20 protein-coding genes and 1 tRNA gene are annotated in these 22,970 nt (G+C 64.3%); 11 read left to right on the top strand and 10 right to left on the bottom strand.

Annotated features, from left to right (window positions below; genetic code table 11):
• Nucleotides 1–124: 124 nt before the first annotated feature.
• On the top strand, nucleotides 125–1,408 hold the full coding sequence (locus SLT36_RS04205; protein ID WP_432285978.1) for a glycosyltransferase family 2 protein: 1,284 nt from the start codon (nucleotides 125–127) through the stop codon (nucleotides 1,406–1,408).
• 33 nt (nucleotides 1,409–1,441) lie between these two features.
• Here the strand turns inward: SLT36_RS04205 and SLT36_RS04200 are convergent, their stop codons facing one another.
• Nucleotides 1,442–2,125: an aspartate/glutamate racemase family protein gene (locus SLT36_RS04200; RefSeq protein ID WP_432288238.1), complete on the bottom strand. Its 684-nt coding sequence runs from the start codon at nucleotides 2,123–2,125 to the stop codon at nucleotides 1,442–1,444.
• Nucleotides 2,126–2,133: 8 nt separating this feature from the next.
• A complete protein-coding gene (locus SLT36_RS04195) occupies nucleotides 2,134–3,585 on the bottom strand; it encodes an MFS transporter (protein ID WP_432285977.1) in 1,452 nt (483 codons plus the stop codon).
• A 247-nt stretch (nucleotides 3,586–3,832) separates the two neighbouring features.
• Here SLT36_RS04195 and SLT36_RS04190 point away from each other — a divergent pair, with 247 nt between their 5' ends.
• Nucleotides 3,833–4,678, top strand: coding sequence for a MurR/RpiR family transcriptional regulator (locus tag SLT36_RS04190; RefSeq protein WP_432285976.1), 846 nt, complete (start codon nucleotides 3,833–3,835; stop codon nucleotides 4,676–4,678).
• Between the two features lie 3 nt (nucleotides 4,679–4,681).
• Here SLT36_RS04190 and SLT36_RS04185 read toward each other — a convergent pair whose 3' ends face one another.
• The gene (locus SLT36_RS04185; RefSeq protein ID WP_432285975.1) at nucleotides 4,682–5,491 is read right to left on the bottom strand and encodes a response regulator transcription factor; all 810 of its coding nucleotides are present in this window, start codon (nucleotides 5,489–5,491) and stop codon (nucleotides 4,682–4,684) included.
• 146 nt (nucleotides 5,492–5,637) lie between these two features.
• Between SLT36_RS04185 and SLT36_RS04180 the strand changes: the two genes are divergently transcribed.
• From SLT36_RS04180 to SLT36_RS04170, 3 genes are all read left to right on the top strand, one after another.
• On the top strand, nucleotides 5,638–6,744 hold the full coding sequence (locus SLT36_RS04180; protein WP_432285974.1) for an aminotransferase class I/II-fold pyridoxal phosphate-dependent enzyme: 1,107 nt from the start codon (nucleotides 5,638–5,640) through the stop codon (nucleotides 6,742–6,744).
• 731 nt (nucleotides 6,745–7,475) lie between these two features.
• Complete coding sequence (gene rocF / locus SLT36_RS04175; RefSeq protein WP_432288236.1) at nucleotides 7,476–8,396, top strand: arginase; 921 nt, start codon at nucleotides 7,476–7,478, stop codon at nucleotides 8,394–8,396.
• A 2-nt stretch (nucleotides 8,397–8,398) separates the two neighbouring features.
• A complete protein-coding gene (locus SLT36_RS04170; RefSeq protein WP_432285972.1) occupies nucleotides 8,399–9,451 on the top strand; it encodes an ornithine cyclodeaminase in 1,053 nt (350 codons plus the stop codon).
• Between the two features lie 335 nt (nucleotides 9,452–9,786).
• Here the strand turns inward: SLT36_RS04170 and SLT36_RS04165 are convergent.
• Nucleotides 9,787–9,861 (bottom strand) — tRNA-Gly (locus SLT36_RS04165).
• A gap of 211 nt (nucleotides 9,862–10,072) precedes the next feature.
• Here SLT36_RS04165 and SLT36_RS04160 point away from each other — a divergent pair.
• The 4 genes from SLT36_RS04160 (at nucleotide 10,073) to SLT36_RS04145 (ending at nucleotide 12,635) form a co-directional block, all read left to right on the top strand.
• Nucleotides 10,073–10,585, top strand: a complete 513-nt coding sequence (locus SLT36_RS04160) for a prolyl-tRNA synthetase associated domain-containing protein (RefSeq protein WP_432285971.1) — start codon at nucleotides 10,073–10,075, stop codon at nucleotides 10,583–10,585.
• 107 nt (nucleotides 10,586–10,692) lie between these two features.
• The gene (gene trxA, locus SLT36_RS04155; RefSeq protein ID WP_432285970.1) at nucleotides 10,693–11,661 is read left to right on the top strand and encodes a thioredoxin; all 969 of its coding nucleotides are present in this window, start codon (nucleotides 10,693–10,695) and stop codon (nucleotides 11,659–11,661) included.
• A 66-nt stretch (nucleotides 11,662–11,727) separates the two neighbouring features.
• Nucleotides 11,728–12,399: an LON peptidase substrate-binding domain-containing protein gene (locus tag SLT36_RS04150; protein WP_115730104.1), complete on the top strand. Its 672-nt coding sequence runs from the start codon at nucleotides 11,728–11,730 to the stop codon at nucleotides 12,397–12,399.
• Between the two features lie 23 nt (nucleotides 12,400–12,422).
• Nucleotides 12,423–12,635, top strand: a complete 213-nt coding sequence (locus tag SLT36_RS04145) for a Trm112 family protein (RefSeq protein ID WP_432285969.1) — start codon at nucleotides 12,423–12,425, stop codon at nucleotides 12,633–12,635.
• Between the two features lie 94 nt (nucleotides 12,636–12,729).
• Here SLT36_RS04145 and SLT36_RS04140 read toward each other — a convergent pair whose 3' ends face one another.
• The 3 genes from SLT36_RS04140 to SLT36_RS04130 are packed head-to-tail and all read right to left on the bottom strand — an operon-like array spanning nucleotide 12,730 to nucleotide 18,468.
• Nucleotides 12,730–16,071, bottom strand: a complete 3,342-nt coding sequence (locus tag SLT36_RS04140) for an error-prone DNA polymerase (RefSeq protein ID WP_432285968.1) — start codon at nucleotides 16,069–16,071, stop codon at nucleotides 12,730–12,732.
• Nucleotides 16,068–17,552, bottom strand: coding sequence for a Y-family DNA polymerase (locus tag SLT36_RS04135; RefSeq protein ID WP_432285966.1), 1,485 nt, complete (start codon nucleotides 17,550–17,552; stop codon nucleotides 16,068–16,070). The genes SLT36_RS04140 and SLT36_RS04135 overlap by 4 nt, the downstream gene beginning before the upstream one ends.
• Nucleotides 17,482–18,468, bottom strand: coding sequence for an ImuA family protein (locus tag SLT36_RS04130; RefSeq protein ID WP_432285965.1), 987 nt, complete (start codon nucleotides 18,466–18,468; stop codon nucleotides 17,482–17,484). The genes SLT36_RS04135 and SLT36_RS04130 overlap by 71 nt, the downstream gene beginning before the upstream one ends.
• A 189-nt stretch (nucleotides 18,469–18,657) precedes the next feature.
• Between SLT36_RS04130 and SLT36_RS04125 the strand changes: the two genes are divergently transcribed.
• On the top strand, nucleotides 18,658–19,080 hold the full coding sequence (locus tag SLT36_RS04125) for a metallopeptidase family protein (protein WP_067955935.1): 423 nt from the start codon (nucleotides 18,658–18,660) through the stop codon (nucleotides 19,078–19,080).
• A 15-nt stretch (nucleotides 19,081–19,095) separates the two neighbouring features.
• On the opposite strand, the gene SLT36_RS04120 is transcribed toward SLT36_RS04125, so the two are convergent.
• On the bottom strand, nucleotides 19,096–19,302 hold the full coding sequence (locus SLT36_RS04120) for a DUF1737 domain-containing protein (RefSeq protein ID WP_067955933.1): 207 nt from the start codon (nucleotides 19,300–19,302) through the stop codon (nucleotides 19,096–19,098).
• A 13-nt stretch (nucleotides 19,303–19,315) separates the two neighbouring features.
• Nucleotides 19,316–20,206, bottom strand: a complete 891-nt coding sequence (locus tag SLT36_RS04115) for an HpcH/HpaI aldolase/citrate lyase family protein (protein WP_432285964.1) — start codon at nucleotides 20,204–20,206, stop codon at nucleotides 19,316–19,318.
• Between the two features lie 97 nt (nucleotides 20,207–20,303).
• Between SLT36_RS04115 and SLT36_RS04110 the strand changes: the two genes are divergently transcribed.
• Nucleotides 20,304–21,473, top strand: a complete 1,170-nt coding sequence (locus SLT36_RS04110; protein ID WP_432285963.1) for an NAD(P)/FAD-dependent oxidoreductase — start codon at nucleotides 20,304–20,306, stop codon at nucleotides 21,471–21,473.
• 153 nt (nucleotides 21,474–21,626) lie between these two features.
• Here the strand turns inward: SLT36_RS04110 and pepT are convergent, their stop codons facing one another.
• The gene (gene pepT / locus SLT36_RS04105; RefSeq protein ID WP_432285962.1) at nucleotides 21,627–22,868 is read right to left on the bottom strand and encodes a peptidase T; all 1,242 of its coding nucleotides are present in this window, start codon (nucleotides 22,866–22,868) and stop codon (nucleotides 21,627–21,629) included.
• Nucleotides 22,869–22,970: the final 102 nt, after the last annotated feature.

The following is a 22,970-nucleotide window of genomic DNA, read 5'->3' as shown; positions in this document are numbered from 1 at the left end:
CGGGGAGACCGACGGAAGGCCCGGGCACACCGGCAGGCAATTTGTTGCCAAGGCACTCATGCCGTGCAATGTGCAATGCCAAGAGCGCCTGCCCCGCTCAGCCAATTGCCCGGGGGAGTTGTCAGTGCACAAGAAGGTCGACGGGCTGTCGGTCGAGACGTCAGCATCTGATTTGACGCTGCGCGGGCTTTCGCTCAGCGAGCTTGCACCCGAGCCGGTGACCTACCCGCTCGTCTCCTTCATCATCCGAAACTGGAACTACGCCCGCTTCGTCGGATCGGCGATCCGCTCGGTTCGCCATCAGACCTATCCCAATTTCGAAGCCATCGTCGTCGACAATGGCTCGACCGATGACAGTCGACGCGAGATAGAAGCGGCGATCGGCGACGACCCGCGGTTTCGCACGATCTGGCTCGACGAAAACCTCGGCGCACTCGCAGGGGCACTAAAAGGCCTGGATGTCGCACGCGGCGATTTCGTCACCTTCGTCGATTCCGACGACTATCTGCTTGCCGACTTTACCGCCATGCATGTCCAGGCGCATCTGGCGCTGCCACGGAGCGTCGCCTTCACATCGAGCGCGGTGATCGAGATCGATGCGACTGGCGCGGCATTGGGAACCGGTCTCAGGGGATCGCAGCCCGACACGCGTAAGGGCAGTCTGCGGCGCTCCTTCCTGGTCGTCCGTTTGTCTGAGGTTTCCGGTCCGCAGTTCGACCAGCTCGACGACAGCGTCGTTGCCCATCCACCCACCGAAAACGGGTGGCTGTGGTCGCCGGGCACCTCAAACATGTTCCGCCGTTTCCTGCTCGAAACCATCCGCCCGCGCGCCAAACCAGACGTCATGTTCGGGCTCTCGGTCGACGGCCATTTCTGCCGGCTCGCCCACGTATTTGCCGGATCGGCCACGATCGCCATGCCGCTGTCGGCCTATCGGCTGCACGGTAACAACTTCTTTGCCGGCAATCCGACCCTGGACGGGGCCGTGGACGTCTCCGGCCCCGCCAGGAGATTTTTCCCCGCGCGCCGCCGCGAAGCGATGCGTGTTCTCGTCGAAGACGCGGCGTCGCTTTCGGCGAGCATGGGGTCATGGCGCTTCTGGTCCGCGATTGCCCAGGTTCTCGACAGCGACGGCGTCACTTCGGTTCAGGTCTTCGAAGCGCCCGAAGCCCAGGCCATCATCGTTGAGAACCTGCCTGCGCTGTTCGCGACCTTCGGCAAGTGGGGCACCTTGCGCAAGCTGCGGCAGCTGATGTCGAGAAGCGCATTGAAGGCTATTCTCCGCGCCGCCGGCCTGAGCCCCGCTGCCTATGCACCGCGCATGGTCGGCATCGAGATGTCGATGCTCGAAGCCAGGCTGAGGCGCAAGCGTCGCGCCAAAGCTGCACGGCGGAATCCAAGACCGTAAGGACGCCGTTCCGCAAACGCGGGGCGGCCAATCTCAAGCGGGCACCGGAGACAAGGCCCCGGAACCTGTCGGCAACAGTCCAAGCACGCGTTCCATGGCGCAAGGGATCGGCGCGATGATCGGCGTGTCGAACATCGGCTGCAGTTGTTCGGCCGCCTGGCCGAGCGGGCCGCCGCCGATGATGACGGCCTCCGCTCCATCCAGCTCGATGCATTCGCGTACCGCCTCGGCCAACGACTGCCCGAGAAGTTTTTCGTTGCCGGCAAGCGCGATCGGATCACCCGCCGTGCAGCGGATACCGGCATAGAGATGGTCGAGGCCAAGGTCGCGGGCACGACCGGCAATCGCCTCGACAAGATCCGGCGTCGTCGTCGCGACGCCGAACCGCCGCCCGTCGCGCGCGGCCTCGATCATAGAGGCCTCGCAGATGCCGACGACTGGCACGTCGACCCGTTCCCTCAGTGCCGCCAGTCCAGGATCGCCAAAGGCGCTGACGATGATGCCCCGGCAGTCCTGGCCATGGCCGGACCCGATCTCGATGACCTGGTCGGCCGCAGCTTCAAGCTGCGGGCCGTTGACGATCATCGGCGGGTTGCGGGTAGCCGTGGCAATCGCCACCGCCGCCCGTCCTGCCGCAGTCTTGCGCGCGATGGCATGCATCATGTCGCTGGTTGCCTGCGAGCTGTTGGGATTGATCAACAGGATATGTGACGTCATGCTCATCGTTACGCTCTTGCTTGCGCCTGCCGGGTCGACACTTCGGGTGTCTCGACCTCGGCCGGCTGGGTCAGGTCTTCCATCGACATGCCATAGGTTTCGGGGCCCATCTGGATGCAGAAGGCAAAGACCGCGTACATTGCCGCCGCCAGGCTGAACACGCCGACCATGCCGTAATTGTCGAACAATGCACCGGCAACGGTGGGGATGAAGGAGCCGGCAGCCGAGCCCGTCGCCAGGATGAAGGCCACGCCGAAGGCGCGGATCCGGGTCGGGAACAGTTCGGGCGCATAGATCCAGATCGAGGTGTTGAGCAGCAGCACAAAGAACTGGAAGATCGCGCCGAACAGCAGCACCAGGTAGATATTGGTGCCGAGATAGACGATCGACACGGCGGCGAGGCAGGCGAAGACGGCGCCGACGGTCAGCACCTTCTTGCGCGGGAAGTAGTAGCCGAACATCGAGGCAGCGATCGCGCCGAGCACGCTGCCGCTCTGGATGATCATCGAGTAGAGCAGGCTGCCCTGCAGCGTGTAGCCCATTGACACGAAGATGATCGGCATCAGCGTCAGCACCGACAGCTGGGCGCCGTAGCTCATCAGGATGGCGATGGCGACCGGAATGGTGCGGCCGATGAAGGGGGCGCGGAAGAGTTCCTTCCATGCATGCTTGCTGGGCGCGGCCTCTTCGGCGTGGTCACTCGTCAGATGCTCGCGCACAACCAGGTTACGTGGCCTGAGCGTTCCGGATTCGAGGATCGACAGCACCTTGTTGGCCTCGGCGATCCTGTTCTGCGACGCCAGGAAACGCGGCGTCTCGGGTACGAAACGGCGATAGAACACCACCAGAAGGGCCGGCAGCGCCAGCGAGGCGAACAGCCAGCGCCAGGCGTCGTCGCCGGGGAACAGGGTGAAGATCATCAGGCCAAAGGCGGGCGCCAGGAAGTTGCCGAAGCCGCCAGCGCCGACATTGACGAGGCCGGCAGCCGTGCCGCGGAACTTTGGCGAGCAAAACTCCGACAGCATGGTGACGGCGGTCGAAATCTCCCCGCCGACGCCGAAGCCGACGATGGCGCGAGCAAAGCACAAGGTGGCGAAGTTCGGCGCCAGCGCGCAGGCGGCCGAGCCGATGGTGAAAAGCAGAAGATTGAAGGTCAGCATGACGCGACGACCGTAGCGGTCGCCGAGAATGCCCGAGAGCAGACGACCGATGGCGGCGCTGCCGAAGGTGATTGTGTTGAGGAAGCCGATGTCGGCGCCGGTCAGGCCCCAGGTCGCCTTGAGCATCGGGCCAGCGACGCCGATCGTATTTTGTTCGAAGCTGTCAAAGAGACAGCCGATCAGGACCAGTGCGATGATCTGCTTGTGTGCGCCTGTCACACCGATCCGGCTCAGCGACGATTCGAGTTGTCGAATGACCGGCGATGATTTGCCGGATTGCACCATACTTTCCGCTGCCATGGTTTCTCCTCCCTTGGCTGAACCAGATGAAAACTGATTTTCACCAATCTAACATATGAAATGGTGTTTTTATAGCCTAAACTTACGTCAAGGCAGACAGGGCGGCTCGCGCGGCGCGGCAAGGAGCTTATGTCGTTGTGATTCCTCGTGATTGCGGCAGCCAAGGCGGGGTTTTGACGGCATCCGCCCTTGCGGCGGCGGCCGAACGGCGCAAATGTGCGCAACTGGAATTCCATCGGCAGGCGGCATGACAAATCCCAAGGATCGGCCATTTCTTTTCCGTGTACGCGAGGCGCTCGACACGCTGCACCCGGCCGAACGGCGGCTCGGCGATTTCGTCTGCGACTTTCCCGGCGAGCTGGCGAGCTATTCCGCGTCCGAGCTCGCCACCCTGGCCAACGTCTCCAACGCCACCGTCTCGCGCTTCGTCAAACGGCTGGGTTATGACAACTACGAAGAAGCCCGGCGCCATGCGCGCGAGGAAAGGCAGACCGGCTCGCGCCTGTTCCTGACGACCTCGACGGATACTGCCGGGGTGCAATCGCTGGGCGCCCATATCGCTCAAGGCATCGCCAACATCGAAGGCACCTTCGCCACCATCACCGACAGCCAGATCGACGCCGCCGTCGAAGCGATGCTGGCCAGCCGCAAGATCTGGGTGCTCGGCTTCCGCAGCAGCCACCCTTTCGCTGACTACTTCCAGTGGCAGATGACGCAGGTGGTGGAAAACATCGTCGCCATACCGGGCGGCGGGCAGACGCTGGGCGAACATCTCGTCAGCGTCGGTAAGGACGACGTTGCAGTGGTATTCGGGTTGCGCCGCCGCATCGCGCGCATGGAAATGGTGCTGTCGGCGATCGAGAAAAGCGGCGCGAAGCTGCTCTACATCACCGACGAAGGGGTGCCCCACCGCCAGGGTGCGGCCTGGCATTTCCGTTGCCAGACGCTCGCCCCGGGCCCGCTGTTCAACCACGTCTCGGCGATGGCGATCTGCCACCTGCTCGCCACCCGTGCCATCGAGCGTTCGGGTGCCGCGGGCCGGACCCGCCTCAGGGGCATCGAGACCATCGGCGACACGCTCGAGGAGCTTTAGCCCTCAGGCTGCCGGCATATGTTCGCGCACATGCCGGAGGAACAGCGACAGCAACTCGGCCTGGGTCGAGATGCCGAGCCTGTCATAAGCGTGCTTGCGGTGGGTCTTGACCGTGGCGCGCGAGATGTCGAGGTGGGCTGCGATCGAATCCGACGAGTGCCCGCGCAGCACCAGCACCACGACCTCACGCTCGCGGTTGGTCAACAGGTCGGCGCCGAAGCTTGCGTAGGCTGCCTCCGCCCACCCGGCATCCGCCGAACGCCGCTCAGCAGCATGCGGCGCCTTGATGCGCTGCCAGTGCTGGCGAAAGCCCGCCTCGATCAGCGGCAGCATGCCATTGAGCCTTTCGAGCGCCCCGTCATCGAAGTTCCCCGACCCGGCGCTGTAGATCCCGATCTCCGTCGTCTCGCCATCGTCGAGTGTCACCGCGATGTCTATCTCCTCGAGCCCGCGTGGCCAGTCGCGGGTGACGTAGCCGATCTCCTCCGTCTCCGCGATGATGATCTCGTAGGAGCGATAGACCTCGCTCCGCAGATAATGGTCTGGTGCGAGATCGCGGACGCGGTAGACGCCCGAGGCAATGCCTTTGAGATGGCTCTGGTAGAACGGGTTGAGCAGGTAGGTCTGTTCCAGATATTGCCTCAACCCGTTGCGCGCTTGCTCGCCCTTGAAGTCGTCATGGATGTGCAAAGGCGGATGGCTGCCGCGGTAGACGACGATGGCGACCATGTCGAAGGCGACGTGGCTGCGCATCCAGGCCGCCAGGATCGCCGGAAACGTCGGTGCACCGATGGCACCGACCAGCTCAGCCATGTCGCGATAGTCCTCCTGCGGCATGTGCTTGCTGCGTCTCCCTGTGCACGGCAACCTCCTCCCTTGGGAGGATGGCTTGCCGTGGTGATCCTGACTAACGCTGTTCGCCGACACTGTGGCATGCCGTGGGACGGGAGCGCGCGACGATGAACTACGCCAGGATGGTAATCGAAAAGGAAGCGCCGGAGGAATATGGCTACGACCGTATTCGCTACAATCTCTCGGAAAGCTCCATTGCCGACCAGAAACTGTCCGAGATCGGCCTGTCTCTGCCCGACCTGACGCTGTTCTACGGCGAACATCGTGGCGACAAGGCCTTGCGCGAGTTGATCGCCGGCCAGGATGCCGGGCTCTCTCCCGACCATGTGCTGGTCACCGCCGGTGCTGCCGGCGCGCTGTTCATCATCGCCACCAGCCTGCTGTCGGACAAGGATCACCTCGTGGTGGTGCGGCCGAACTATGCCACCAACATCGAGACGCCTCGCGCCATCGGCTGCGCCATCAGCTACATCGACCTCGACTTCGACAACGGCTTCGCCGTCGATCTTGCCGAAGTGGCGGCTGCCCTGCGGCCCAACACGCGCTACATCAGCGTCACCTGCCCGCACAACCCGACCGGCACCATCATGAGCCGCGCCGACCTCGACGGGCTGATCGCCCTTGCCGAACGCCACGGCTGTTACCTGCTGGTCGACGAGACCTATCGCGACCTGAGCTACGGCCAACGCCTGCCCGCAGCCGCCGCGCTCAGCCCGCGCGCCATCAGCGTCTCGTCGCTGTCCAAGGCCTATGGCATCCCCGGCATCCGCATCGGCTGGCTGGTTACCCAGGACGCCGGGCTCTACGAACGGTTTCTCGCCGCCAAGGAGCAGATCGGCATTTGCGGCAGCGTCATCGACGAGGCGATCGCACGTGCCATGCTGGAACGCCGCGACGAGTTCCTCGGCGCGCTGATGCCCGAGATGAAGGCGCGGCGCGACATCGTCCAGCAATGGATCGACCGTGAGCCGCTCGTCGACTGGGTCCGGCCGCAAGGCGGCGTCGTCGGCTTCCCCCGGATCAATGTCGGTCCCGATTTCGACCTCGACCGATTCTACGACGGCCTGCTCGAAAGGCACGGTGCCTATGTCGGCCCCGGCCACTGGTTCGAAATGCCGAAAACCTATTTCCGCGTCGGTTTCGGCTGGCCGACCGAAGCGCAACTCAGGGGCGGGCTCGAAGCCATCTCCGCCGCCCTGCGCGAGCAGAATTGAGTCATTCCACGCGGTGTTGTTCGTGCACAGCCACAATGCCATCGAACTCACTGCTGCCGGGCGTATCGCCCATGCAATGCGGCGCTTGCGCAGGTCAGGTCGGGCAAGCGCGTCGTCTCAGGGCAAGCCGCCAAGCTCAGCATCCGCGCGCCGCTGGGCCTTCCGCAACGCTGGCTGATTCCAAGGATCGCCCACTTCCGCCGCGGCCATCCCGGTGTCGACCTGAGTTCCCAAAACATCAGCGGGGCTGCCGGCAAGCCAACAGACGTCGAGATCAACTACACAGGGCTGCGCCACAAACTGACGACGGCAACCGCGAGATCTTCTTCGTCGATCGCACCGGCGTGCCGCCCCGGACTGCTCGCTGACGGCGAAAACACGATGACGCCCCAAGGCGTCCTTTCCGTGCCGGCGATTAAGGGCGCAAGGTGGCGGGCATCACTTTCGACACGGACGCGGCCTCGATCGGCACCTGCCTTAGCGGCCTTGACGTCGCGCAGGCCAACACCGCCTTTGTTTCGGCAGCGCTTGCGGCCAGGCACGATCAGGCACCTGTGCCCGTGGACGCCACGCTCGGGGCATATTATGCCGTGGTGCATGCGCGCTCGAACGTCGCCGATGCCTTCGTCGCCTGGCTCAAGAGCGAGGGCGAAAGCGCAGAGGCAGAACACGGCCGCCAGCGCGAGAACTGCAAACAAAACCGGGCCACGGCTCGGCGAGGAGACATCGAGATGCATTGCCGGATCATTGGCGCACCCATTCAGGAAGGTACCGACCGCAGGGGCTGCGACATGGGGCCAAGCTCGCTCAGGACCGCTGGCCTTGTCGAGGCGCTGGTCGAGCTCGGCCATTCCGTCGCCGACATGGGACAGGTGGTGCCGACACCGGGGCCAATACCGGCACACCCGAACAAGGCGCTGAAAGCCCTGCCCGCGATCGCAGCCTGGACCGCCGCCCTGGCCGAGGCAGCCTACCAGATGAGTGCCGACGCTCTGCCGATCTTCCTCGGTGGCGACCACAGCATGTCGGCAGGCACGGTCAGCGGCATTGCCCGGCGCGCCGACGAACTCGGCAAGCCGCTGTTCGTGCTCTGGCTCGACGCCCATCCGGATTTCCACACGCTCGACACCACCACCAGCGGCAATTTGCACGGCGTGCCGCTTGCCTATGCCAGCGGCCAGTCCGGTTTCCAGGGCTATTTCCCCAAGCTTCAGGCCAATGTCAGCCCCGACCGCATCTGCGCGCTGGGCATTCGCAGCGTCGACCCGGCCGAGCGTGTCGCGCTTGCCGAGGCGGGCGTCACCGTCCACGACATGCGCGCCATCGACGAGCATGGCATCGCGCCATTGCTGCGCGCCTTCCTGGAGCGTGTGGCGGCCGAAGGCGGCATGCTGCATGTCAGCTTCGACGTCGACTTCCTCGATCCGGCGATCGCGCCCGCCGTCGGCACCACAGTGCCCGGTGGAGCGACCTTCCGCGAGGCACATCTGGTGATGGAAATGCTGCATGACAGCGGCCTGGTCACCAGCCTCGACCTTGTCGAACTGAACCCCTTCCTCGACGAACGCGGCCGCACCGCAACGCTGATGGTCGACCTGACGGCGAGCCTGATGGGCCGCCGCATCATGGACCGTCCGACCAGGAGTTACTGACCATGACCGAAAAACTGAACGTCGTTCCCTTCGTCAGCGTCGACCACATGATGAAGCTTGTGCTGGCGGTCGGCGTCGAGCGTTTCCTGACCGAGATGTCGGCCTACATCGAAGAGGACTTCCTGCGCTGGGAGCAATTCGACAAGACCCCGCGCATCGCCTCGCACAGTCATGACGGCGTCATCGAGCTGATGCCGACGAGTGACGGCCACCTCTACGGCTTCAAATACGTCAACGGCCACCCCAAGAACACCCGCGACGGCCGCCAGACGGTAACCGCATTCGGCGTGCTCGCCGATGTCGGCAACGGCTATCCGATGCTGTTGACCGAGATGACCATCCTGACGGCGCTGCGCACCGCGGCCACCTCGGCGGTGGCAGCCAAATATCTCGCGCCCAAGGGCGCCGACACCATGGCCATCATCGGCAATGGCGCCCAGTCGGAATTCCAGGCCGTGGCGTTCAAGGCGCTGCTTGGCGTCAACAGGCTCAGGCTCTACGACATCGACGCCTCCGCCTCGCAGAAATGCAAGGCGAACCTTGCCGGCATGGGCTTCGACATCGTCATTGCAGACAACGCGCAGGACGCGGTGGAAGGTGCCCAGATCATTACAACCGTCACCGCCGACAAGCAGCTTGCGACCATCCTGACCGACAACATGGTCGGCACCGGCGTTCACATCAACGCGGTCGGCGGCGACTGCCCCGGCAAGACCGAGCTGCACAAGGATATCTTGCTGCGCTCCGACATCTTCGTCGAGTTCCCGCCGCAGACCCGCATCGAGGGCGAGATCCAGCAATTGGCTGCCGATCACCCCGTCATCGAGCTGTGGCAGGTCATGGCAGGCAAGGCGCAGGGCCGCAACTCCAGCGCGCAGGTCACGCTGTTCGACAGTGTCGGCTTTGCCATCGAAGATTTTTCCGCTTTGCGTTACGTCAGGGACAAGCTGATCGACACCGGCCTGTTCGAGGAGCTCGACCTTTTGGCCGATCCCGACGAGCCACGCGACCTGTTCGGCATGCTGCTACGCGCCGCCAAGGCATCGGCCGTCTAGCTGGGATCGTAACCTCGCCAAGCAGACTGCAAGGCGTTCGGCGCCACTGGCCTTGGCGTCTGTCGAGGGCTCATGCCGGCACGCTATCTTGTCCGTTCGGCCCTGTAGAGGCTGTGCTGGGTTCCGGGTCGGCCGCGCGGCAACCGCGCTAATGATTCTGTCGCGCTTCGAGCGCCTGACGCGAATCTAGCGGCCGCGGTGACGATACGGACATTTGCCGCGGACCAAGCCATTCGACCGTGCTTCGAGGACAAGCTGCATTGAAGCGTCGCGGTCTTACCGCCTTCCAGAAACGACGAAGGCCGCGGTAAACCGCGGCCTTTTCGTGGGATATTTGGAGCGGGTGAAGCGATTCGAACGCTCGACCCCAACCTTGGCAAGGTTGTGCTCTACCCCTGAGCTACACCCGCTCGCCGCGGCTCGTCGCCGCAACGGCTGCTATATGGCCGAAGCTCGCGGGGAATGCAACAGGGAAAAACCGCTCTGTCTTGAACTTTTTTCGCGGCGGCTGAAAATCCCATGATTCCCCTCGGGAAGCTCTGCGTCAGCGCCATGCCGGACTTGTGCAGCAAGCCGGCTTTGCCCATAAACCTCGCGCAACGGCAATTCCCGGAAGCTGCGATGACCGCCTCGATGACACCCAAGACCCGCGCCGAACTGCTCGCCTATCTGTCCGGGCTCGGCATTTCAGTGACCACCCACGACCATCCGCCGCTCTACACCGTCGCCGATTCACAGGCGCTGCGCGGCACCATATCAGGCGGGCACACCAAGAACCTTTTCCTCAAGGACAAGAAGGACAACTTCTTTCTGGTCACTGTCGATGAGGAAGCAAGCGTCGACCTCAAGCAGATCCACCAGTTGATCGGTGCCTCGAGCCGGGTTTCGTTCGGCAAGCCGGAGGCGCTCATGGAGCTGCTTGGCGTCGTGCCTGGTGCTGTCACCGTCTTCGGGCTGATCAACGACACCTCGGCCAGGGTGAAGCTGGTGCTCGACAGCGCGCTGATGGAAAACGCCGTCATCAACGCCCACCCGCTGACCAACGAAGCCACGACCTCGATTGCCAATGCCGACCTGCTGCGATTCGTCGAGGCAACCGGCCATGATGCTGTTATCTTGAAAGTCTCGGCCTGATCGCCACATGGTGGACGGACAGCGGCTGGGCCTGATCGCCACATGGTGGACGGACAGCGGCTGGGCCTGATCGCCGGCAGAAGATAGCGAATACCGGAAGAGTGAAGATGAGCAACGAAAGCAATCCCTTCGGCGGCATGAGCAGCCAGTACGCCACCAACGTGCAATTTGGCGCGGCACCCGCCAATGCGGCTGCGCCCGCGGCCGATCTCGTCAAGGACACGACGACCGCTGCCTTCAGCGTCGACGTGATCCAGGAATCGCGCAAGCAGCCGGTGCTGGTCGACTTCTGGGCGCCGTGGTGCGGCCCATGCAAACAGCTGACCCCTGTTATCGAGCGCGTCGTCCAGGCTGCCGGCGGACGGGTCAAGCTGGTCAAGATGAACATCGACGACCATCCGGCGATTGCCGGCCAACTCGGCATCCAGTCGATTCCCGCCGTCATCGCCTTCAAGAATGGCCAGCCGGTCGACGGCTTCATGGGTGCGGTGCCCGAGAGCCAGATCCGCGACTTCATTGACAAGATCGCCGGCAAGGATGGCGGCCAGCCTGAGATCGCCGAGGCGCTTGCGGCAGCTGCCGAAGCACGCGAAGCTGGCGATCTGCAGACTGCGGTACAGATCTATGATGCCGTGCTCGAACAGGTGCCCGACAACATCGACGCCATCGCAGCGCTTGCCGACATCCTGTTCGAAGCAGGCGACGTCGAAGGCGCAAACGAGGTTCTGACACGCGCGCCTGACGACAAGAAGGCAGCCGCTGCCCTGGTTTCAGTCCGTGCCAAGATCGCACTCGCCGAAGAAGCCGCAGCGCTTGGCGATTCCGCCGAGCTCGATCGCCGGCTGGCGCAGAACCCAGGTGATCACCAGGCGCGTTTCGATCTCGCCATGATCCAGAACGCCAAGGGCCAGCGCACCGAGGCGGCCGACAACCTGCTGGCCATCGTCAAGGCGGACCGGACCTGGAACGATGACGGCGCCAGGGCGCAGTTGCTCAAGCTCTTCGAAGCCTGGGGCTTCACCGACGAAGTAACGCTGGCCACAAGACGCAAGCTGTCGTCGCTGTTGTTTTCGTGACCGTACAATCGTTGCGGTCTTGCGTTTGACCGCCGCTACCCCAGATGAGTAGCAGCTGAGGACAAGATGCAGGCAGGAAACGCCCATTACCGGCTCGACAGCGATCTGCCGACAACGCTGGCGGTGTTCCCGCTGACGGCTGCCTTGTTGTTGCCGGGTGGGCGCATGCCGCTCAACATCTTCGAGCCGCGCTACCTCCAGATGATCGACGATGCGATGGCCGGTTCGCGGCTGATCGGCATGATCCAGCCCTCGCTCGACGGCAATCTGCGGCCGGACGGCGAACCGGCGCTCTGCCCGGTCGGCTGCATCGGCCGTATCACTTCGCTCGCCGAGACGGGAGACGGGCGCTACCTGATTTCACTGCAAGGCGTCTGCCGTTTCCGCGTCGCCCAGGAGCTGGCCGTCAAGACGCCGTTCCGGCAGTGCAGGATCACGTCGTTTGCGGCGGATCTCGGCGAGGACAAGGCCGGTGCGGAAGTCGACCGGCCGGCACTGCTCAAGGCCTTTCGCACCTACCTCCAGGCCAACGAACTCGAGGCCGATTGGGAGAGCGTCAGCCGTGCCGACAACGCCATACTGGTCAACGCGTTGTCGATGATGGCGCCTTACGGTGCTGCCGAGAAACAGGCGCTGCTCGAGGCTCCCGATCTCAAGACCCGCGCCGAGACGCTGATTGCGATCACCGAAATGGCGCTGGCTCGCGAAAACGAGGATTTCGGATCGAGCCTGCAATAGGCAACGCTGCCGGAGAGCCGGAAATGGTCGAGACCAACAAACGCGACATCGACGTCAAGCTGCTCGAACTTTTGGCTTGCCCGCTGACCAAGGGCCCGCTGAAGTGGGATGCCGAACGCGGCGAACTGGTCTCCAGGCTGGCAAAGCTGGCCTACCCCGTGCGCGACGGCATTCCCGTCATGCTGCCCTCCGAGGCGCGGCAGATTGGAGATCAGGAGGCCAACCCCGGCGCCTGAGCAGCAACCTTCCTGCCCGCCGGAGGGCGAAGATGTTGCGCCCCGCAAATCGCTGAGCTGTGCGGCCTTCGCTTCGGGCAACAGCGGCGTCCTCCTATTGAAAGTTGCGGCCCTTGGGCATGACGCTGCTCGCCTTGCGGGCCAGCGTTTCGTAGTTCTGCAGCATGCGCGGGTCACGTGCGGCCTTGTCGGCGGCGCTGGCCCGTCCTTCCGCAACCGGCTGGTTGCCTTGGTCGGCAGTTGCCTGCAGTTCCTCCGACATCGTCGCCAGCCAATGCGTCCAGTCTTCCATATTGTCAGCAACGATATGGATGACACCGGATTCCTTCTGCAGCTTGCCGGTGACGCGGATGAACTTCGATCCCATGATGACAGGCCGGAAGCGCTCGAAGACACGGGCCCAGACGACGATGTTGGCGATCGAATGCTCGTCTTCCAGCGTGAGGAAGATGGCATTGCCTTTACCCGGTCGTTGGCGAACCAGCACCAACCCGGCGACGGAGACGCGCCGCCCGTCGGGCACGTCGCCGAGCCGGGCATTGGGCGTGATACCGGCACGGTCGAGATGGTGTCTGAGGAAGGCCACCGGATGCGCCTTCAGCGACAGGCCGAGCGAACGGTAATCGTGGATGACATGTTCGCCGAGCGGCATTGACGGCAAGTATGTTTCTGGTTCGTTGTCGCCCAGTTGCACTTCGGGACGGTCGAACAGCGGCAGCATCTCGGCGGCACTCTTGCCATCGAGCGCCCGCACCGCCCACAGCCCCGCCCGCCTGTCGACGCCGATGGAGCGGAAGGCGTCCGCCTGGGCGAGAAGCTCGATCTCGCCGACATCGAGCCCAGAGCGCAGCCAGACATCGCGCACCGAGACGTAGCCCTTGCCACGCCGCGCGGCAAACTGCTCCATCTTGGCTTTGCTCAGTCCCTTGATCTGGCGGAAGCCGAGCCGGACGGCGTGGCTGGTCCTGATGACATCCCGCATTTCGGCGTGACGTTGCTGGATGCGTTTTGGGTCGAAGCCCGAACGCTCGAGCGTACAGTCCCAGACGGAATGGTTGACGTCGATCTGGCGAATTTCGACGCCGTGATCCTGTGCATCGCGCACCAGCTGTGCCGGCCGGTAGAAGCCCATCGGCTGCGCGTTCAGGATCGCCGCGCAGAACACGTCTGGATAATAGGCCTTGAACCAGCATGATGCGTAGACGAGCAATGCGAAGGCCGCGGCATGGCTCTCGGGAAAACCGTACTCGCCAAAACCCTCGATCTGCTTGAAGCAACGCTCGGCGAAGTCGCGCTGGTAGCCCCTGTCGACCATTCCTTGAATCATGCGGTCGCGGTAATTGCCGATCGTGCCGGTGCGCTTGAACGTCGCCATCGCGCGCCTGAGCTGGTCGGCCTCGCCGGGCGTGAAGCCGCCGGCGACGATAGCGATCTTCATTGCCTGCTCCTGGAACAACGGCACGCCCAGGGTCTTGCCCAGGATGTCCTCAAGCTCCGGTTTGGGAAAGCCGTGCGCTTCCTTGCCCTGTCGGCGTCTGAGATAGGGATGCACCATGTCGCCCTGGATCGGGCCGGGACGGACGATCGCCACTTCGATGACAAGATCGTAGAATTTGCGCGGCCTCAGCCGCGGCAGCATCGACATCTGCGCCCGGCTCTCGATCTGGAAGACGCCGAGCGTGTCGGCCCGGCAGATCATGTCATAGACCTTGGGGTCCTCCGGCGGCAGCGTCGCCAGCTCGAACGGACGGCCATGTCGGTCACGCTCGTCGTAATGCGCCTCAAGCAGGTTGAAGGCCTTGCGCAGGCAGGTCAGCATGCCCAGCGCCAGCACATCGACCTTCAGGATGCCGACGGCGTCGAGGTCGTCCTTGTCCCACTCCACCATCTTGCGCTCGTCCATCGCCGTCTTGACGATCGGCACGATCTCGTCGAGCCGGTCTCTGGTGATGACGAAACCGCCGACATGCTGGGACAGATGGCGCGGAAAGCCCATGATCTCATTGGCGCGGTCGATGACATGCCGGGTCACCGGGTCCGCCTTGTCGAGGCCGCCGGCCGTCGCTTCCTTCTCGCCCAGTTCCGACGAATACCAACCCCAGATCGAGCCGGACATGGCGCCCCTGACGTCATCCGACAGGCCCATCGCCTTGGCGACTTCGCGCAGCGCCGAGCGACCGCGATAGGTGACGACGGAAGCCGCGAGCGCGGTGCGCTTGGCGCTGTATCTTTCGTAGATGAATTCGATCACCTCGTTGCGCCGCTCGTGCTCGAAGTCGACGTCGATATCCGGCGGCTCGCCACGTTCCTCCGAAATGAAGCGCTCGAACAGCACATCGACGATATCGGGTCCGACATCGGTGATTCCGATGCAGAAGCAGATGACAGAATTGGCCGCGGAGCCGCGCCCCTGGCAGAGGATGCCTCTCGAACGGGCGAACTTCACGATCTCGTGGACGGTGAGGAAATAGCGGGCGTAATTGAGCTTTTCGACGATGTCGAGCTCATGCCGGATGATGCCCTGAACCTCTTCCGAAACGCCGTCCGGGTAGCGCTTTTTGGCACCTTCCCAGGCCAGCCGTTCCAATTCCGCCTGCGGTTCGAGACCGGATTCCGTCGGTTCGTCGGGGTAATTGTATTTGAGCTCGCTCAGCGAGAAATGCAGGCTTTCGGCGAAGCGCAACGTCTCGGCCAGGGCCTCCGGGTGGTTGCGGAAAAGCCTTGCCATATCGACAGGCGGCTTGAGGTGGCGTTCGGCATTCGCCTTGAGCTCGAAACCGACCTCGGCAACAGGCACGCTGAGGCGGATTGCCGTCAGCACATCCTGCAGCGGGCGCTGGTCCGGTGCATGGTAGAGCGCATCATTGGTCGCCATCAGCGGTATGCCTGCCATGGCAGCCATGGTCGCGGCCTGCTCGATCCTGAAGCGGTCGTTGCCGTCAAAACTCGGCGCGACCGCCAGCCACAAGGAGGTGCCGAAGCGCTCCTTGAGACTGCGCAGAAGCGCAACGCCATCTTCCCTGGCGACCGCGACGTCGGGCAGGATGGCAAGCGACAGCAGGTCGCCCCACTCGAAAAGATCTTCCCGATAGAGAAGCGGCGCACCCTTTTCGCTCTCATCCCGGGCATTGGCCTGGGTAAGCATGCGGCACAGATGTCCCCAGCCTTTGCGATCCCTGGGGTAGGCGAGCATGTCGGGCGTACCGTCGGCGAAAACCAGGCGGCATCCCGGGTGGTAGGCCAGCCCTTCCGTCTCCGCCATCTTCCACGCGCGGACGACACCAGCCACCGTATTGCAATCTGCAAGGCCGATGGCCGAAAGCCCCAGGAATTTCGCCGCGATCACCAGCTCTTCCGGAGCGGAAGCCCCGCGCAGAAAGGAGAAATTCGACTGGATGCCGAATTCGGCATAGCTGGCAGCGACGACCATGTTCATGCAAAGACCCCGTGCAGGAACCAGCGCGGCACCACCTGCGCATTGTAGAGGCCCTGCCGGTAGAGCCAGTAGCGGCGCCCCTCGGCGTCCTCGATGCGGTAATAGTCGCGCGTCGGCGCATCGGCCGCCTCGCGCCACCATTCGGGCGCGATGCGCTCGGGCCCTTCCGCCCGCGCCACGCGATGCAACGCCCGGCGCCAGCGGAAATTGAGCGGCGGACCATCGGGAATCTCGGTCGCTGGAACATCGATGGGTTCGGGCTGGCGGAACAGGCGAATGGGGCGGTCGGGCAACCGGAGCCGCCTGGTAGCTTGCTGCGCCGCTCTGGCAGGACGCTCGGCTCCGCCCTTGCGGGCCTCTTCCTGGGCATAGGGCCGGGCGGGGGCGGCACGTTCCGGCAAATGGCTCTCGACCGGGATCGCTTCGAGCACCGCAGCTTCGCCAAGGCGTGCACTGATGCGATCGGCAAAGATCGCCAGTTCTTCGTCGCCATCTTCCACCACCTCGCCGGCAAGATCGGCCTGGCGCGCGTCGAAGCGGGCCGTCGACAGGGCAGAGAGACGCACGAGGTCGAAGCCGTAACCGGCATCGATTGTCTCGCCGAGTGCCGCCAGCCGCTCATGAAACAGCCGGCGCACCAGTACCGGCTCGCGGATGGGGCGTGAGGCCCCGACAGTTATGCGGCTGACCATGCCGTCGACCCTGAACAGCAGCAGTTCGAGCGCGCGTGCGCCCTCTTCCCGGCGCTCGAGATCGACCTTGAGGGTGGCAGCAAGCAGGCCGATCAGCCGCTCGATGTCGTCGATGAGCGACAGCGGGTCGGCGAGATGGCGCTCGACCGAAAGCGGGGCGACAGGAAGGCGCGGTGAGATCGCCTCATCGAGCCGACCCAACGCCTGGTCGAGGCGCTCGATGAGCTCTGCCCCGAAGCGACGAACAAGTGGCGCGCGCGGCCCGTCCATGATCGCGCCGACGCTGCGCAGCCCGACGCTTTCGAGGCTCGCCTTCGTCCTGGCATCGATCCTCAGCGCCGACAGCGGCAGGCGCGCGAGAAATTTGCGTTCGTTGCCCGGGGCCAGGATTTGACCCGTGGCGAAACGTGCCGTTGCCCATGCAGCACCAGGCGTCGAGGCAAGACCGGCGCGCACGTCGAAACCCTGGTGGAAAAACCGCGCCATCAGATCGGCAAGCAGCGCCTTTTCGCCGCCGAAGAGGTGAGCGCAGCCTGAAATGTCCAGGAACAGTCCGTTTTCACCGTCGATCGCGACAAGCGGCGTGTAGCGGTCGCACCAGTCGGCAAGTCCTTCGAGCAACCGGCGGTCGGCCTCGGGATCGGCTTCGACGACATCGATGTCGGGGTGCATGGCGCGCGCCTCGGCGATGCCCATGCCCGGCTTCAAGCGAAGCGCCTCAGCCCGTGCGTCGAGGCTGGCGATGCGCTGGGTGTTGTTCTCGCGGTGGCTTGTTACCAGCGGCTTCAACGGCTGCGGGCTTGAACGCCAGGACCGCCCCAGCCTGCGCCGGAGGATGCGTTCGGCCGCGAGATGGGGAAACCACAGCGATACGATTCTCTGGGCTTCGTTCTGCGAGGGTGCGTGCATCGAGGTTCCATTCCAGAATGAAGCTGCCGGGAAGAGCCGTGCGGCTCTTGCCAATCTCGACAGCGAAGGCGGGAGCTGCGATCGAACCGGCCAGCGGTCCGAGAAGCGTTTGCCGCAAGGTGGCCGGCGCCGGCGAGACGACCAGCCGGACGGGGGCTGCCGTTGGTTCCGGCTCGGCCGACTGGCGCAGCAGGAGGACGGGCCGGCCACTGTCCTGCGCCCGGCGGTGCAGGCGCCGCGTCGCCGTGAGGTCGACAATGCGCGGGTTGCCGCGCAATTCGACGACGACGGCTGCTATCTCCTCGATGCGGGCTGCTTCTTCGGCGATCCACAGCACGTCGGCGGCCTTCGGCGCCTCGGCAAGCAGCAGGCTTTCGGCCTGTATGCCGAAGAAGCTGGCGAGGCCCGGTGCGTAGGGCAACCCTGCCTCGCGGAACATCTCTGTGGTACCGACCCACAGCACCAGGTCGCTGGGCCGCGACCGCTCCTTCAGCATGCCGCTGACGAGCGCCAGCGCCAGCCCGGCGGCAGCCCCCGCATTGCGGGTTTCGGTGCCATGGATCTCGGTCAGCGCCGCCTTCGGCAGGCCGCCGCCAAGCACCTCGTCGAGCCGCTCGACACCGGTCGGCAGGAAGAAGTCACGCGCCGAGGCGTGGCCGTTGCGGCGGACCAGCAGCCCCGCGACCGGCTGGCCGTCGGCAGGCGAGACCAGCCTCTCAGCCAGTGTTCCCTCGATCTTGGCTATCTTCTGACGCAAGGCAAAAACGACATCCCGCGCCACGGCGCTGGTCGCCATGTCGATCTGCTTCCCTGTTGTTCCTGTTATGTTCCTATAGATTCCAGAGGCGCCCTGGAGAGTCAAGCCGATTCAAGGAGAATTTATTCCTCTCCTCTCCTGCTGCTGTCGCCGCTAATTTGGCGCCCGAGCGGCAAAGGCCTCGTAAGCGCGGCGGCAAAGGGCTATATGCCCCCAAAAGGACAAAGAATGGCCCGCATTTACAAGACCCGCGCCTGGCACGACCAGCTTTCGCCCTCGATCGAGGAGATGGAGCTTCTGGCGCTCGAAGCCTATGCGCATCTGCCGGAAGAGTTTCGCCAGCTGACCGGCGAGGTCGTCATTCAGTTGGCCGAATTCCCGACCGACGAGATCATGGACGACCTGTCGCTGGAAACGCCGTTCGACCTGCTCGGCCTGTTCGAGGGCCGCGGCATCGCCGAGCGCTGGAACCCGCAGACCGGCGAAGGCCCCAACCGCGTCACACTCTACCGCCGCGCCATTCTCGACTACTGGGCCGAAAACGAGGAGACGCTGGGCGACATCGTCACCCATGTGCTGATCCATGAGATCGGCCACCATTTCGGCCTGTCCGACGAGGACATGGAAAGGCTGGAGGAAGCCGCCGAATAGCGGCAGAACCTGAAATCAGTAGTCGCCGAGCTTGATGTCAGGCGTGTATTCGGCGCCCTCGACATCCTTCACCACCGCCTGGCCGCAGCGCATCGTCCTGGTTTCGGCGTCGAAGGAATAGGTCGGCGAGCCGAACAGGTGCCAGCCCTTGTTCACCGCAGCCGTGACCTTGTGGCAGAAGGTGGCGTCGTCAGGGCCGGTCAGGAAGCGGTAGAGTTTCATGGCTAACTCCCTTTCAGTGCCTGAGGCTTTCGAGCTGCGCTGCCCGCGCCAGAAGCCGCTCGGCCTCCGCAAGGTGCAGCCTTTCGACCATCTTGCCGCCGAGCGAGATTACACCTGAGGACGCATTCTCAGGAAGCGCGAAGGCATCGACGACGGCGCGCGCTTCGGCAAGTGCCTCGACCGACGGCGAGAACGCCGCATTGGCCGGGCCGATCTGGGCCGGGTGGATGACGGTCTTGCCCGAGAATCCCATGGCGGCGGCCTCGCCGCATTCGGCGGCGAAGGCGTCGAGATCGCGGAAATCGTTGGACACGCTGTCGAGCATGTCGATCCCGCCGGCTCGCGCGCAAAGCACCATCTGCATCAGCCAGGGCTGGATATAGCGGCGGTCCGGCGTGAGCTTGACGCCGGTGTCCTTGGCAAGGTCGTTGAGCCCGGCGATCAGGCATGACAGCCGTGCCGAAGGATCACGGCCAAGCTCGGAGATGGCCGCGAGATTGACCAGCGCCCGCGGCGTCTCGATCATCGCCCAGAGCTTGAGCGTGTCGGGCGCATCGGCCTCGTCGAGCACGTCATTGGCTTCGAGCAGGTCGCGCGGCGTCTCGATCTTGGGCAGCACAACGCCATCGGTGGCCCAGCCGCTGGCGGCAGCAAGATCGTCCGCGCCCCACGGACTTTTCAGCCCATTGATGCGCACGACATATTCACGCACGCCTGCCGGCCGTTCGGCGAAGAATTTTGCCAGCCTGTCGCGCGCCGCGGCTTTCTGCTCGGGCAGCACGGCATCTTCCAGGTCGAAGATGACGGTGTCGCAGGCAAGCTGCGCAAGCTTGGCGATCGCCTTTTCGTTGGTGGCGGGAACGAACAGCACCGAGCGGCGCGGGCGGGGCAGGGAATGTTGCATCTGGTCTTCTTGCCCGGCAATGCTGGCCCTTGCAAGTCCTTGCCGGACGACGGCGTAACTGCTTTTGTCCTCCATCACAGACAGACGGGAACACTCCATGGCACGCTACGACGTGGTCATCACAGGCGGCGCGATCGTCGGCAGCTCGATCGCCTATTATCTGCGCGAGGAGGGTTTCACCGGCTCGATCGCGCTTGTCGAGCGCGACCCGCAATTCGCCCATGCCGCGACCACATTGTCCTGCGCCTCGATCCGCCAGCAATTCTCGATCCCCGAGAACATCCGCCTGTCGCAGTTCACGCTTGGCCTGTTCCGGCGGCTCAAGGAGGAGTTCGGCTCAGACGCCGATATCGGCTTCCGTGAGGGCGGCTACCTGATCCTCGCCGGCGACAGCGGCCTGCCGATCCTCAGGGCGAACCACGAGGCCCAGATGGCCGAGGGTGCCGACATCGTGCTCGAGGACGCCGAGCAGCTGCAGAAACGCTTCTCCTGGATCTCGACCCAGGGCATTTCCGCCGGCGCCTATGGGCTGTCAGGCGAAGGCTGGTTCGACGCCCACGCCATGCTCGGCCTGTTCCGCAAGGCGCTGAAGACCAAAAACATCGACCTGATCACCGCAGAGGTGACGGGCATCGAGCGTGTCGGCAACCGTGTCGCGGCGGTCACGCTTGCCAATGGCGAGCGGCTGGAGGCCGGCACGCTATTCAACGCCGCCGGGCCGAATGCCGGCAGGGTGTCGGCCATGGCTGGGCTGGTGTTGCCGGTCGAGCCGCGCAAGCGCAACGTCTTCGTCTTCGAAGCGCGCGAAAAATTCGCCGACATGCCGCTAATGGTCGACCCCTCCGGCGTCTATGTCCGCCCCGAGGGCTCGGTCTACATCACGGGCGGCGCCGAGAGCGAGGACGGCGAGCAGGCAGCCGACGTCAACGATTTCAACCCCGACTGGGGCCTGTTCGAGGAGGTGATCTGGCCGGTGCTGGCCTCCCGCGTTCCGGCCTTCGAGGCAATCAAGGCAACCCAAGCCTGGGTCGGGCATTACGACTACAACGCGCTCGACCAGAACGCCGTCATCGGTCCGCATCCCGAGGTCACAAACTTCATCTTCGCCAACGGCTTTTCCGGCCACGGCCTGCAGCAGGCGCCGGCGGTCGGCAAGGCGCTGGCCGAGCTTCTGGTCCACGGCGCCTACCACTCCATCGACTGCTCGGCCTTCGGCTATCAGCGCATCGCGGAGGGGCGACCGTTCCGCGAACTGAACGTGATCTAGGGATTCTGTTTCGATAGGCCCTTACCTTACCGGGAGAGGGAAGCACCGGAGTCGTGCCGATCGGCGGCAACGCCCTGCTCGTGCTCGAAGCGGCGAAACCGCGCAGGTCAGGGGATCCACACCCCAACAGTCGTGCCTGGCGCTGCCTCCCCCCTACGCCCTCTCCTCCCACACCTTCGCCAATTCCACGATCGTCTTCACCGCCTTTTCCATATCCTGGCGGCTGACCCATTCCAGCGGGGAGTGGAAGGCGTGGCCGCCGGCGAAGATGTTGGGGCAGGGCAGGCCCATGAAGGACAGGCGCGAGCCGTCGGTGCCGCCGCGGATGCTGCCGCGCACTGGCTCCATGCCGGCGCGGCGGACGGCTTCGAGGGCGTTTTCGACGATCTCGGGATGGCGGTCGAGCACCACCTTCATGTTGCGGTACTGCTCCTTGACGGTGAAGCTGTAGGAAGAGCCGGGATAGGCTTTCAGCACGTCCTTGACGATGTCTTCGAGCAGTTTTTCCTTGGCGGCGAGGCCTGCTTCGGTGAAGTCGCGCACGATCAGGCTGAGCGCGGCCTTTTCCATCGAGCCCGACAAAGCGGTGGGGTGGAGGAAGCCTTCGCGGCCCTCGGTGGTTTCGGGCGAAAGCTCCTTCGGCAGCTGGTCGACAATGGCGCCAACGATCTTGATGGCGTTTTCCATGCGGCCCTTGGCGAAACCGGGATGGATGGCGACGCCTGAAATGGCGATCTCGACGCCGTCGGCGGAAAAGGTCTCGTCCTCGATATGGCCGGCGGTCTCCCCGTCCATGGTGTAGGCGAATGTGGCGCCGAGCTTGGCGAAGTCGACCTTGTCGACACCGCGGCCGATCTCCTCGTCGGCGGTGAACAAAAGCTTGACCGCGCCGTGCTTGATATCGGGATTGGCGATGAGGAACTGTGCTGCCGTGATGATCTCGGCGATGCCGGCCTTGTCGTCGGCGCCGAGCAGCGTGGTGCCGTCTGTGGTGACGATGTCATTGCCGATCTGGTTCTTCAGCTCGGGATGCTCGGTCACGCGGATGACCTGCTGCGGGTCGCCTGTGAGCCGGATGTCGCCGCCGGCATAGTTGCGGAGGATCTGCGGCTTGACGTTGGTGCCGGTGAAATCGGGCGCGGTGTCCATATGCGAGCAGAAGCAGATGACCGGAACCTGCTTTTGGGTGTTGGCCGGCACAGTGGCGTAAACATAACCATGCTCGTCGAGATGGGCGTCGCTGAGGCCGATCGCCAGAAGCTCTTCGACGAGCAGGCGGCCGAGGTTCTTCTGCTTCTCGGTCGAGGGCTGGGTCGGCGAGCTCGCATCGGACTGGGTGTCGATGACGACGTAGCGCAGGAAGCGGTCGAGCACGGTGTCGGTGGTGGCGGTCATGTCAGGCTCCAATGCATCGGCGATGCACTGCTATAGCCGCCCGGGCGGATGCCGTGAACGGGTTTCGCGCCTGTTATGGCCGCTGTCCGCGCGATCGGCGTG

The sequence above is a fragment of the Aminobacter sp. BA135 genome (assembly GCF_050859125.1).
Lineage (GTDB): Bacteria > Pseudomonadota > Alphaproteobacteria > Rhizobiales > Rhizobiaceae > Aminobacter > Aminobacter ciceronei.
The sequence above is the reverse complement of the archived record's forward strand: the minus strand, read 5'-3'. Positions and strand labels throughout refer to the sequence as shown.

Coding starts and splice junctions, on each gene's coding strand:
- SLT36_RS04200 (WP_432288238.1), bottom strand. CDS start 2,125: ATGACGTCACATATCCTGTTGATCAATCCCAACAGCTCGCAGGCAACC.
- SLT36_RS04140 (WP_432285968.1), bottom strand. CDS start 16,071: ATGAACATGGTCGTCGCTGCCAGCTATGCCGAATTCGGCATCCAGTCG.
- SLT36_RS04195 (WP_432285977.1), bottom strand. CDS start 3,585: ATGGCAGCGGAAAGTATGGTGCAATCCGGCAAATCATCGCCGGTCATT.
- SLT36_RS04130 (WP_432285965.1), bottom strand. CDS start 18,468: ATGGCGACCAGCGCCGTGGCGCGGGATGTCGTTTTTGCCTTGCGTCAG.
- pepT (WP_432285962.1), bottom strand. CDS start 22,868: ATGACCGCCACCACCGACACCGTGCTCGACCGCTTCCTGCGCTACGTC.
- trxA (WP_432285970.1), top strand. CDS start 10,693: ATGAGCAACGAAAGCAATCCCTTCGGCGGCATGAGCAGCCAGTACGCC.
- rocF (WP_432288236.1), top strand. CDS start 7,476: ATGCATTGCCGGATCATTGGCGCACCCATTCAGGAAGGTACCGACCGC.
- SLT36_RS04150 (WP_115730104.1), top strand. CDS start 11,728: ATGCAGGCAGGAAACGCCCATTACCGGCTCGACAGCGATCTGCCGACA.
- SLT36_RS04145 (WP_432285969.1), top strand. CDS start 12,423: ATGGTCGAGACCAACAAACGCGACATCGACGTCAAGCTGCTCGAACTT.
- SLT36_RS04185 (WP_432285975.1), bottom strand. CDS start 5,491: ATGGCTGAGCTGGTCGGTGCCATCGGTGCACCGACGTTTCCGGCGATC.
- SLT36_RS04180 (WP_432285974.1), top strand. CDS start 5,638: ATGAACTACGCCAGGATGGTAATCGAAAAGGAAGCGCCGGAGGAATAT.
- SLT36_RS04115 (WP_432285964.1), bottom strand. CDS start 20,206: ATGCAACATTCCCTGCCCCGCCCGCGCCGCTCGGTGCTGTTCGTTCCC.
- SLT36_RS04170 (WP_432285972.1), top strand. CDS start 8,399: ATGACCGAAAAACTGAACGTCGTTCCCTTCGTCAGCGTCGACCACATG.
- SLT36_RS04110 (WP_432285963.1), top strand. CDS start 20,304: ATGGCACGCTACGACGTGGTCATCACAGGCGGCGCGATCGTCGGCAGC.
- SLT36_RS04160 (WP_432285971.1), top strand. CDS start 10,073: ATGACCGCCTCGATGACACCCAAGACCCGCGCCGAACTGCTCGCCTAT.
- SLT36_RS04125 (WP_067955935.1), top strand. CDS start 18,658: ATGGCCCGCATTTACAAGACCCGCGCCTGGCACGACCAGCTTTCGCCC.
- SLT36_RS04190 (WP_432285976.1), top strand. CDS start 3,833: ATGACAAATCCCAAGGATCGGCCATTTCTTTTCCGTGTACGCGAGGCG.
- SLT36_RS04120 (WP_067955933.1), bottom strand. CDS start 19,302: ATGAAACTCTACCGCTTCCTGACCGGCCCTGACGACGCCACCTTCTGC.